9 protein-coding genes are annotated in these 11,401 nt (G+C 41.6%); 3 read left to right on the forward strand and 6 right to left on the reverse strand.

The window, feature by feature from the left end:
* The first annotated feature begins 58 nt into the window (after positions 1-58).
* The 3 genes from AC07E5_RS12250 (at position 59) to dapE (ending at position 2,485) form a co-directional block, all read left to right on the forward strand.
* The gene (locus AC07E5_RS12250; RefSeq protein ID WP_180060494.1) at positions 59-943 is read left to right on the forward strand and encodes a DUF1853 family protein; all 885 of its coding nucleotides are present in this window, start codon (positions 59-61) and stop codon (positions 941-943) included.
* Positions 944-1,063: 120 nt separating this feature from the next.
* Complete coding sequence (locus tag AC07E5_RS12255; RefSeq protein ID WP_096901466.1) at positions 1,064-1,210, forward strand: entericidin A/B family lipoprotein; 147 nt, start codon at positions 1,064-1,066, stop codon at positions 1,208-1,210.
* 141 nt (positions 1,211-1,351) lie between these two features.
* A complete protein-coding gene (dapE, locus tag AC07E5_RS12260; RefSeq protein ID WP_498625568.1) occupies positions 1,352-2,485 on the forward strand; it encodes a succinyl-diaminopimelate desuccinylase in 1,134 nt (377 codons plus the stop codon).
* 82 nt (positions 2,486-2,567) lie between these two features.
* On the opposite strand, the gene AC07E5_RS12265 is transcribed toward dapE, so the two are convergent.
* The 6 genes from AC07E5_RS12265 to pilG all read right to left on the reverse strand — a co-directional run bounded on the left by AC07E5_RS12265 (position 2,568) and on the right by pilG (position 11,196).
* Positions 2,568-3,026 carry a hypothetical protein gene (locus tag AC07E5_RS12265; RefSeq protein WP_167846162.1) on the reverse strand — a complete coding sequence of 153 codons (459 nt, stop codon included), beginning with the start codon at positions 3,024-3,026 and terminating at the stop codon, positions 2,568-2,570.
* A 3-nt stretch (positions 3,027-3,029) separates the two neighbouring features.
* Positions 3,030-7,580: a hybrid sensor histidine kinase/response regulator gene (locus AC07E5_RS12270; RefSeq protein WP_498625569.1), complete on the reverse strand. Its 4,551-nt coding sequence runs from the start codon at positions 7,578-7,580 to the stop codon at positions 3,030-3,032.
* A gap of 169 nt (positions 7,581-7,749) precedes the next feature.
* The gene (locus AC07E5_RS12275; protein ID WP_498625570.1) at positions 7,750-9,825 is read right to left on the reverse strand and encodes a methyl-accepting chemotaxis protein; all 2,076 of its coding nucleotides are present in this window, start codon (positions 9,823-9,825) and stop codon (positions 7,750-7,752) included.
* Positions 9,826-9,871: 46 nt separating this feature from the next.
* Positions 9,872-10,408, reverse strand: coding sequence for a chemotaxis protein CheW (locus tag AC07E5_RS12280; protein ID WP_004975527.1), 537 nt, complete (start codon positions 10,406-10,408; stop codon positions 9,872-9,874).
* A gap of 3 nt (positions 10,409-10,411) precedes the next feature.
* Positions 10,412-10,780: a response regulator gene (locus AC07E5_RS12285; RefSeq protein ID WP_004975526.1), complete on the reverse strand. Its 369-nt coding sequence runs from the start codon at positions 10,778-10,780 to the stop codon at positions 10,412-10,414.
* A gap of 32 nt (positions 10,781-10,812) precedes the next feature.
* Complete coding sequence (gene pilG / locus AC07E5_RS12290) at positions 10,813-11,196, reverse strand: twitching motility response regulator PilG (protein ID WP_004975524.1); 384 nt, start codon at positions 11,194-11,196, stop codon at positions 10,813-10,815.
* Positions 11,197-11,401: the final 205 nt, after the last annotated feature.

The raw sequence follows: 11,401 nt of genomic DNA on the forward strand, positions 1-11,401 counted from the left end.
GTATAAAGCGTTTTTTAATTTTCCGTTGTAATTCTGCATTTTTCAGCATGGATTCATAATGATTGAGTTGTATCAACCCGAACTTCTGCCCGAAGTATGGCTGACCTACAAAACCCCACTCATCCGTCAGTTGGCTTTTAGTGTGGCAAGTCCGAATATTTTATGTGCTGTGCCTGAGCAATTGCCCATTCAACATGCTTTTGAATTCCATTCAGATACTTTTTGGCAGCAGCATTATCACGCTTATCAATCACGTTTAGCCTATTTAGATTCACATCCAGAAGCAGTGTACGACTTTTTAAATCAACTGAAAAGCACCCGTTTAGGCTTACGCTTTGAAATGCTGATGTGGTTTTGGCTGCGTGATCGTGACTATCATCCCTTCGAATTATTGGGACACAGTATTCAAATTATTGATGGCGCTAAAACTGTGGGTGAACTGGATTTTTTACTGCACAACCATGACACACAGCAGGTTGAACATTGGGAAGTCGCATTAAAATACTATTTAGCCGAAGCGGATTGCTCTTTGGCACACTGGTATGGTTTAAACCGCTCCGATACTTTGGCGCGTAAACTGAATCATTTTAGTCAAAAGCAATTTCAATTTAAGCAAGCCTTGGATGTGCCGATTCAACGCCGTTTTGCTGTACTCAAAGGACAATTGTATTTCGCCATACATCACTTGGCACAATCATCTACAACACTTACGCCACACTGGGTTAATCGCGCTCGTCGTTTAGGTCTTTGGGGGAGTGATATTCCTGCCCAAGCAGAACGGTTTTATCGCCTACAACGTCATGAATGGATTTGTCAAAATGCTCAAGCCAGTAGCCTACCGAATCAATGGTGGGGAGATGGCTTGTATTATCGGGCGGCACATTCACAATTTTATATGTATCGTGCTGCACCGCTGATTAGCTATCCCCCTTTAACACGCTGAATACCAGTTTCAACATTTTATTACGTAAGCACCATAAAAGTTGCCTATTTATTATTCTGTTTATTTCCTAAGCTAAAAAATACATCAAAATAATCTATCTAGAACATATTGGAGATGATCATGAAAAAAATTCTAGCGACTTCACTACTATTAGCCTTTGTTTTAACGGGTTGTAATACAATTAAAGGCGTGGGCGAAGACGTATCTTCTGCAGGTCATGCGGTGAGTAATACTGCTGAAAAAACCCAACAAGAAATTCGCAAATAATTCTGAGTATTTCAGGAACATCTTCACAAAAACCACAAAAAACCTTGTTCTCGGACAAGGTTTTTTCACGCTAAAATTTCACTTTTGTTGCATTATTCCCCTATTATTAGCACTTACTCTTGATAAACGTCTGAAACTCTCATGACCTCTTCTGCTACTCTGGATTTAAGCCTTCAGCTTTTACGCCAACCGTCTGTCACTCCTGTCGATCACAACTGTCAAAACCTCATGGCAGAACGCTTAGAAAAAATTGGATTTAAGATTGAATCTATGCGTTTTGACGATGTAGATAACCTCTGGGCGCGTAAAGGTACGGAAGCACCAGTCTTTTGCTTTGCAGGTCATACCGATGTTGTACCAACTGGCAATTTAGACGCATGGAATACCGATCCATTCGTACCTGAAATTCGTGATGGCAAACTTTATGGTCGTGGCAGTGCCGACATGAAAACCGCATTGGCAGCCATGGTGGTTGCCTCTGAACGCTTTGTCGCCAAACATCCTGATCACAAAGGCTCAATTGCCTTTTTGATCACTTCTGATGAAGAAGGTCCCTCTATTAACGGCACCGTCAAAGTCGTTGAAACTTTAGAAGCACGTCAGGAAAAAATGACTTGGTGTTTGGTAGGTGAACCTTCAAGTACCCATAAATTAGGCGATATTATTAAAAATGGGCGTCGCGGTTCGCTCAATGGTGTCTTGACTGTAAAAGGCAAACAAGGTCATGTGGCTTATCCACACTTGGCAATTAACCCGATTCATACCGCGTCTAAAGCGATTTCGGAACTGTGTGAAACGGTGTGGGATCATGGCAATGAATACTTCCCTGCCACCTCATTTCAAATTTCAAATATTCAAGCAGGAACAGGCGCGACCAATGTTGTCCCTGGCAATATGACGGTGACCTTTAACTTCCGTTATTCGACTGAAGTGACTGCAGATGAGCTAAAAGCTCGCGTCTTGGAAATTTTAGATCGCCATCAAGTGGAGTATGAAATCGAGTGGACGCTTTCAGGTTTGCCATTTTTAACCCCTGTAGGTGAATTGGTTAATGCTGCACGTCAAGCCATTCGCAATGTCACAGGTGTTGAAACAGAATTATCGACCAGTGGCGGTACATCTGATGGTCGCTTTATTGCGCCAACAGGTGCGCAAGTGTTGGAATTAGGCATACTCAATGCCACCATTCACCAAATTAACGAGCATGTTGATGTGGCTGATTTAGAGCCATTAGCAGAAATTTATGAACAGATTTTGGAAGGGTTATTGACTTAAACCCTATAAGATTAGTTGCATGAAGCAGAAAAGGAACTCCATTTTGAGTTCCTTTTCTATTTTACAACGGAGAAAATTGCGTTTAAGCCGTCAAGTTTTCTTGAATGTATTGTAAATTTGGTACATGAAAGACCTGCTCACCCATACGGACATATTGGAATACCGCAGGATCAGTCGTGGTTTGTTGGTCATCATCCACTACTTCAGAAATACGCAAGCGCAGTGTTTTAGGCATTTCATTGCACATCAAAGCAAAACGCTGCTCCATTTCATCACCTTCAATGACCAGTGCCACGCCCATTTTTTTCTCTGGGTCATTGACTGCATAAACAGGCAATTGCGATTCGTGCCATTCCACAGTTTTAACTTGAGTGGCGTTATCCAGCGCTGACAACACAATATTTTGAGGTATCAGCATCGGTTGTTTACCATGACATTCAACAATATAAGCATCAATAAAACCGGTAGATACGGTAATTAAATGTTGCAGCTCTTGCTGACTGATTTGCCCGAGTAAATTTGGACTATTCGTCTGACTCATCGTTTACCCCTGACTAACTGCTAATAATTGTTCAATATTGGCAAGCAATTCTGCCTCTTGGAACGGTTTACCCATGTAGTGCGTCACACCCAAGCTAAACGCTCGTTCGCGGTGTTTTTCACCTGTACGTGACGTAATCATGATGATCGGCAGATTGCTATGCATGTCGTGGTGGCGTACAAGGTTAGTCACCTCAAAACCATCCATACGTGGCATTTCAATATCCAGTAACATCAAGTCAGGTTTGACGTTTTCAAGCTGCTCCATGGCATCGACACCATCTTTGGCAGTCACGATGTCATAACCTTGACGCTCAAGCAGACGTGAAGTTACTTTACGTACGGTGACTGAGTCATCCACAATCATAATTAAGCGGCGTGTATCACGACGTTGGCTATCACGTTGATCGCTGGCTTGTTTAGTACGTTGCGTTGCAAGAATTTGACGGGCAATGTTCTGACCATCCAAAATCAAACAAACTTGACCATCACCCAAAATAGTTGCGCCTGCAATTGCACCAATGCTTGAGAACTGTTGTCCAATTGGTTTCACAACAATTTGACCACGCGAACCAATCAACTGATCGACTAGTAAAGCAATGGTTTGACCTGTGCTGCCTTTAATTAACAGAACAGGTAGTGAATGACCCACATGGCTTAAACGCGGTAATGGCTGATTGCCAACGAACTCAGATAAGTAACGTAACTTGTAGTTCTGGTTGTCAATTTGGAAGAAATCTTCATTGCTGTTGAAGTAAGATTCCAAAGTGGTTGGTGCAATACGTACAATACGGTCAATTTGCGCCAACGGTACAGCAAATTGTTGATCACCAACTTTAACCATTAAGGCATCGGATACCGCAACCGTCGTTGGTACACGAATACTAAAGGTTGTGCCTTGACCTAATGTTGAATCTACAGAAACGTGACCGCCGAGCGCCTTAATCTCACTTTGCACCACGTCTAAACCAACGCCACGACCTGAAATTTGTGTAACCGATTGTGCTGTTGTAAAGCCTGGGTGGAAAATGTATTGCAGAATTTCGTTTTTATCTAAATTCTGATCGGCTTTGATTAAACCTAAGCTCAATGCTTTTTCTTTAATCTTGGCATCATCAATACCCTTACCATCATCCACAAAAGTCACCACAACATCTGTGCCTTGACGGGTAATGTTCAGTTCAATTTTACCAACTTCAGGTTTATTGGCTGCAGCACGTTGTGCAGGGTCTTCAATCCCATGGTCGACCGCGTTGCGCAGCATGTGTTCAAACGGTGTCACCAAACGCTCTAGAATGGTACGGTCTAATTCACCTTCAGTGTTATAAACCACCAGTTCTGTCGGACGGTTTAAGGTCGATGAAGTCTGACGCACAATACGTTGTAAACGTGGCAATAAACGTGAGAATGGTACAAGGCGTGTACGCATCAAGCTTTCTTGAATTTCAGCCTGAATACGTGATTGTTGTAATAACAAACCTTCGGCATCACGAATTTTTTCAGCCAAGGTGCTCTTAAAGTCCACCAAGTCCGATGCAGATTCCGCCAGAGATTTAGACAACTGATTCAACGATGAATATTGGTCCATCTCTAATGGGTCAAAGTCTGCATAACGTGAGTTTTCAGAACCATGCTTGGCAATAATTTGCGATTCCAGCTCGCCTTCCATTCGGCGTAACTGATCGGCAAGACGTTTAATCGCCAATTCCATCTCATTCAACGTACCGCCTAGTTGCCCAAGCTCCATTTCAATACGTGAACGGTTAATCGAGTTCTCGCCTGACAAGTCAATCATCTTCTCGACTAAATCGGCAGAGATACGAATCATCTCATTGCTATTATCCAGCTGTGTGGTTTCGCCCCACTCACCCGACATTGCAGGTGGCTCTGTACCATCACCCTGAACAAACTCATAACTACGGCTTGGCGATAACAAGTCGGTATGCGTTAAACGCTCGGGCAATTGCGCAGATACATCTACAAACTGCATCGCCGACAAGCTAGATTTTAAGCTGTCATAATTGCTGTAATCTGCTTTGAAGATTGCATCACGCAACCACGCCAACGTGGTTTGCAATAAAGCATCATAAACATTTGAGTTAAATTGATGCACAGCAAACTGTTCAAAGGCACTTTCAAGTTGATAGGCGATTTGCGCAACAGACTCAATTTCAGCCATACGTGCACCGCCTTTTAAGCTGTGCGCCGCACGTTGTAATTGAAGCAAGATACTTCGGTCACTACGCTGTTCAAACCATTGTTTCAAGCGCTGATCTGCAGCATCCAAAATTTCTTCCGCTTCTTCTCTGAAAGTCTCAACCACAATTGAATGTAATTGCTCATCTTCAGATTCAGCACTTGCTTCAAGACTTACAGTTTCTGTGATCGGCTCAAATGCCGCAGCAGCAGCGTCTTCAAAATGTGCATCATCAGCAATAACTGCGTCATCTTCAGCTAAATCTGCAGTTGTATCTTGCAACGCTTCTACCGCCAACTCAGGCTGTGCATCAACCTCTTCTACTGCCTCAATAGTCTGTTCAGGCTGCGCTGCGGTTTTCGCACTTGCAACTGACACATCTGCATCGCCTTGTGCCAAGCTAACAATGTTGCCTAAAATTGCAATCGACTCTGGCGCAGCATAGTCCACACGCTCATCACGAATGGTCTGAATACGGTCTGCAATATCATCTTGCACCAAACGAATAATTTGAATTAACGCAGGTGAAACAACAATTTGGTTGTTAATGATACGCTCGTAAATCGACTCAAGGTTGTGTGCAATTAAACCAATATGCGTCGCAGAAATCATATTTGCACCACCTTTTAAAGTGTGCAAATAACGCATTAAGTTGTTTAAAGCCGAAGTATCGCTGGCGTCTTTTGACCAAGTATTGACATCTTCATCCATACCCACCAAAAGCTCTTCTGCTTCTTCCAAGAAGATATCCAGCAAGTCAGGATCGAAGTCTTTGTTGGCATCATCGGCATGCATGTTTTGTTGATCTGATGCAATACGTTGTGACAATTGCGCCAAATTCACTGTGCCCGAATTTTCGCTAGCAACTGCAGCAGGCACCGCTTCAGGTTCTGCAACAACTGTTGTTTCTACAGCATTGTCGCTCACTGATGTTTCAGCATCTTCAAGTGCAATTGCATCAATGTCTTGCTGCACAAATGCAGTTAAGTCATTTAAGGTTTTCTGAATGTCTTCTGTAACCGTAACACGCTGTCCCGCAGCCAAGGTATCGAATAAATGAATAAACTCTTGGTGTGCCTGTGCAAATAACTCATAACCATATTCAGAGTTAAGCAGAATTGGTTTGGCTAAAACACTGTCGTAAGCAGCTTTAAGTTCTTCAGTAAATTGATGAATACCCACAGACGCACGGTTATCGGTATGCTCTACCAACAATTGCGCTTGTGCGCTGAGTTCTTCTAAATAGCTTGGGAATTGCGCTTGCGCCAATTTATCAAATTCAAATTCGGCATCAAGTAAACGATCAATATTCAGTTCGATTAGCTTCGATACTAAACCTTGAGGATTAGAGTCTTCTGTATCGCTGGTGCTAAAGCCGTAGCTATCCCATGCTTTATTAAAAGTTGCATAGATTACATCTAAACCATCACAGTGACCTTGACGAAGTACATGCAGATAATCCCGGACAAATTCCGCATATTGCACCAACAGCGCAGTTTCTTTAGATGTAGATTCAATTTCATCTTGTACAAACGTTTTAAACAAATTTTCAACTTTAGAACTAGCTTCAAAAACTTGATCAATTTGCGCCATAGATGAACTGCCGCGCAGTGTATGTAAAGCGCGGATTAAGCCATTATAGTCTTGTGATCGAATCTGATCTTGTGCCAAGAACTGATCAATGGTTGCTAAATGCTCTTCAGCTTCTTCCACAAAAATAGCCAGAGTTTCAGCCAATAAACTCGCTTCAGTAGCCGCTTCTTGTGCAACTTCTGTCTGTGGCATTTCTTCAGCAGTCATTACATCTTCTGATGATTCAACTGCAGCATCCGCCAATTCTAGTCCTGTCGGCATATCAGTTGCAGTCAGTTGATCCGCAAGAACTAGCAACTCTTCCAATGCAGGTTCAGGACTTTGGTTTTGCTGTAATTGTTGTCCTAAAAGCACCAATGGGCGTAAATCAAGATCAATTAAACCGACTTGCTTAAAAATTGGATAAAGCTTGTATTGATAAATATTTAAAACAGTTTTTACGTATTTTTGAATATCAGTATTGAGTGTTACCGTACCCGAAAGCACACGGTTTAAAGTATCTTCAACCGTCCATGCCAACTCGCCCGCAGACTTCGCACCCACCATGCGACCCGAGCCTTTTAAAGTGTGAAAGTGACGACGAATAGTTACTAAAGTTTCTTGATCTGTTGGGTTCGCAAACCAAGTTGTAAATAATGGATTTAATTCTTCGAAGATTTCTTCAATTTCTTCGACAAAAATTTCAAGAATTTCCGCATCTTGCTCAAGATAACTATCTTCAGGAAGCGTCATTGTTTCGACTAAATTTTTTAATATTTCTTTCATAGCTAAGGCTTCTTACGTTTTCAGCACCAAAAGGCACTTCAACTTAATTGTAACCATCCTGAATGCCCCTAACCCAAAAGTTAAGTTCATCTTTGCGATGCTTTATCTCTGAATGATGGTGTACCCATAACAGTGTATAGGTACACCTTTCCCCAAGCTGGAATCCCGCTTATTCAGGTAGTTTAAAGTCAGTTACAGATTCACGTAATGATTCTGCCATGTTGGCAAACTCAGATACCGAACGTGCAGTATCGGAAGTTACACTGGTCGTTTGCGAGGTAATTTCCTGTACAACGTTCATCGTGGTTGCAATGTGACCTGCAGAAGCAGACTGAAGTTTTGCAGCGTCCGAAATGTTAGAAATCAATTTCGCAAGGTTGGTTGATACCGTTTGAATTTCATCCAGTGCAACACCCGCATCCTTAGATAAGTTCGCACCACGTACAACTTCCGATGTGGTTTGTTCCATCGAAATTACGGCTTCGTTGGTATCGGTCTGAATGGTTTTAACCAGTGTTTCAATCTGTTTGGTTGCAGATGCTGAACGTTCCGCTAGACGCTGTACCTCGTCGGCTACGACTGCGAAACCACGACCTGCTTCACCCGCCATAGACGCCTGAATTGCTGCGTTTAATGCCAAAATGTTAGTTTGGTCGGCAATATCGTTAATCAAGGCAACGATGTTACCAATCTCTTGTGAAGATTCACCCAAACGCTTAATACGCTTAGAGGTTTCTTGAATCTGCTCACGAATGATATCCATACCTTCAATTGAACGGTTTACAACGTCTGCACCATTCGATGCAATATGTACTGAACGTTCTGCTACCGCTGCTGATTCTTCAGCGTTGGCAGATACTTGGTCAATTGACATTGCCATTTCGTTAATTGCGGCAGATGCACCTGCAATTTCTTGCGCCTGATGCTCAGATGCTTCAGCAAGCTGGTTGGTAATGTTCTGTGTGGTTGCCGCATATTGTGCAACTTCGTGCGATGTTTCGTGAATACGCGATACAAGGTCACGTAATTGGTCAATTGCGAAGTTAATCGAGTCGGCAATGGCACCCGTGAAGTCTTCCGATACTGTTGCGTATGAACGTAAGTCACCATCCGCAAGGTCGGCAATCTCATCAAGTAAACGTAAAATCGCGTTCTGGTTACGGTCATATTCATCTTGTAGACGAACCACGCGAGTTTTATCGGCTTCACCACGTAAGATAAAGAGTTTGAATACACAGAATAAGAACGCAAGTAATGCTGCAATTAAGCCAATTGCAGGAATTGCAATAGACCAACCTGAACCGCTAGACAATTTATTTAAATTGGTTAAAAGCTTATCTGACTGATCGAAAATAGAAGATGATGCCTGACGTACTTTTACAATTTGTGTTGAGTTATTTAAAACTGTTGCAGCAGCAGATTTCAATACATCTTCATATTCTGCTTGAATACCTTCTAATGAACTACGTAAATCTTCTTGAGTAATACGTTGTACACCAAGTTCCGCACTACCATTTAACTGTGCTGCCAAGTAAGCACCAAACGTTTCGGTATCGGCACTAAAGTCATCTGCAGATTCACGTGAACTGTCTGTACCTGTTAATACAGAACTGATTGAACGTAAAATACGTTCTGCAATGAATACTTGGTTCTTTGCAATAACCACCTGGCTACTTGGCATGTCTTGACGTACCATTTGGTCAACCATCAAGTTATATTCAACCTGAATACCCGGAATGGTTTCACCAATTGCAATGTTGGTGTCATAGAGTTGGTTAATGATTTTTTGTTGCGAAGCAATCAAATCAATATTTTCAGAAACCGATTTCCACTGTGTTTCCACTTCACGCAGTGTATCTGGGCTGGCATGAATATCCTTCACTGTTTCTAAGTGAGCAGCAAAGGCTTTTTGTGAATCTGTTAAGTTTTTAATAGATTCAGGCGTACCTGATGCAGTCGCTTCGGTTGCTTGACGTGAAATGGTTTGTGACAACAGACGTAAATCACCCAAACTACGGGTAAAATCGTTATTACGCGGCACGCTATAAAAAAGGTATAACAACAGGAAAAGCGATAAGATGATACAAAAAGCTGCGCCTAAAATAAGTGGCTTAGATTTTTCTGTTTCGCCAAATACACTCGCAAACTCTTCTGTTCGCGCCTGTAATTTTGCAAAAAAACCTGGACCACTTGCTTTACGGACGGTTTCTTCGCCTGAATTTTTCTTTTTAAGTTTAAAGCCCATGCAGCTTCTCCCCGATTGACGCCTTCATTTTTTAGGTGCGCGACAGTTAATTTATAAATTTTATAGATGCGTTCATGTATTTTGGGTTTTGCAATAAACGACTAAATAAGAAAACATGCCATTGTTGGTTATGTTGGTGAAAATACCCCTGACAATATTCTTGTAAATTACTATCTAAATCATTGTGTTTAGAAAAGAAACTTTTCTTATTAAAGTGCTGTATACCCAAAACTTGATCTACAACTAAACCGACATAATGGTCATTATGACTAATACACATTACTTTTTGAGTAGGTGAATATTGGCTGCTTTGCCCAGAAACATAATGTGCCAAATCTGAAACTGAAAGTAATCTTCCGCGAATATTCGCTAAACCTACTACCCAAGGTTGGGTATTTGGCACTGGCGTATATTTCGGTGGATAAATAACCTCAGAAACTTCTCCTAATGGAGCAACGAAATATTGCCCCATCATCTCAAAAGCAATGCCTGACCAGCGGTTTACCTCATTTTCGGTACTAACGTAGTTTTTGTTTCCACGTTTAGATAACCGAAGCAATTCAATAAAACCATTTGCAGCCATAGCTTATCCTGCATTAAGGTGTTGATTAATCACATCAATTAATTGTTTTTCGTCAACAGGCTTAGTTAAGTAATCGCTTGCACCTTGGCGTTTCCCCCAAACACGATCAGTTGCCTGATCTTTGGTACTCACAATTACAATTGGAATGTGTTTGGTGGTGTCACCACGCGAAATTTGACGTGTTGCCTGAAAGCCATTCACGCCTGGCATAACCACATCCATTAATACTAAATCTGGTAATTCAGCTTGCGCCATGGTCACGCCATCAGCACCATTCGCTGCTTCAATGACTTCAAAACCATGCTTGGTCAAGATTTCTCTAAAGCGGAATGTTTCTGTAGGTGAATCATCTACAATAAGAATACGAGCCATTATTTTCCCCAATAAATCTAACTAACTAATAATTATGCGGTCACGTGGTTACGAATGGCGTTTAATAATTCATCTTTACTAAATGGTTTAGTCAGATACTCATCAGAACCCACGACACGTCCTTTAGCTTGGTCAAATAAACCATCTTTACTTGATAGCATAATGACAGGAATGTTTTGGTAGTTTTGCGAGTTTTTAATTAAGGCACACGTTTGGTAACCATCTAGGCGTGGCATCATAATATCTACGAATACGATATCTGGATTTGATTCTGCAATTTTGGATAAAGCTTCAAATCCATCAACTGCGGTAACCACTTCACAACCTTCACGCTGCAGAAGTGTTTCAGCTGTACGGCGAATGGTTTTTGAATCATCAATCACCATGACTTTTAGATTTTGGAATTTATCGTCCATTCAATGACCCTTCCCATTTTTGTTTGTACAAGCAACTGAGTAGAAAAATCTTACACATTGATCGTATTTTTAACATATCTAGGACTTACGCATTGACGGATTCAAAAAAGTATTAAAATACTTTATAAAGTATCTGTGATCAGACGAATTAAACATGCTTCTACAGCAACTTGTACATTACCCATTTATATGGGCTTTCTCATGA

Source organism: Acinetobacter seohaensis, from assembly GCF_056431365.1.

Bases quoted from the DNA above. Each gene is read 5' to 3' on its own strand.
- AC07E5_RS12275 (WP_498625570.1), bottom strand. From the start codon at position 9,825: ATGGGCTTTAAACTTAAAAAGAAAAATTCAGGCGAAGAAACCGTCCGT.
- AC07E5_RS12250 (WP_180060494.1), top strand. From the start codon at position 59: ATGATTGAGTTGTATCAACCCGAACTTCTGCCCGAAGTATGGCTGACC.
- pilG (WP_004975524.1), bottom strand. From the start codon at position 11,196: ATGGACGATAAATTCCAAAATCTAAAAGTCATGGTGATTGATGATTCA.
- AC07E5_RS12270 (WP_498625569.1), bottom strand. From the start codon at position 7,580: ATGAAAGAAATATTAAAAAATTTAGTCGAAACAATGACGCTTCCTGAA.
- dapE (WP_498625568.1), top strand. From the start codon at position 1,352: ATGACCTCTTCTGCTACTCTGGATTTAAGCCTTCAGCTTTTACGCCAA.
- AC07E5_RS12265 (WP_167846162.1), bottom strand. From the start codon at position 3,026: ATGAGTCAGACGAATAGTCCAAATTTACTCGGGCAAATCAGTCAGCAA.
- AC07E5_RS12285 (WP_004975526.1), bottom strand. From the start codon at position 10,780: ATGGCTCGTATTCTTATTGTAGATGATTCACCTACAGAAACATTCCGC.
- AC07E5_RS12255 (WP_096901466.1), top strand. From the start codon at position 1,064: ATGAAAAAAATTCTAGCGACTTCACTACTATTAGCCTTTGTTTTAACG.
- AC07E5_RS12280 (WP_004975527.1), bottom strand. From the start codon at position 10,408: ATGGCTGCAAATGGTTTTATTGAATTGCTTCGGTTATCTAAACGTGGA.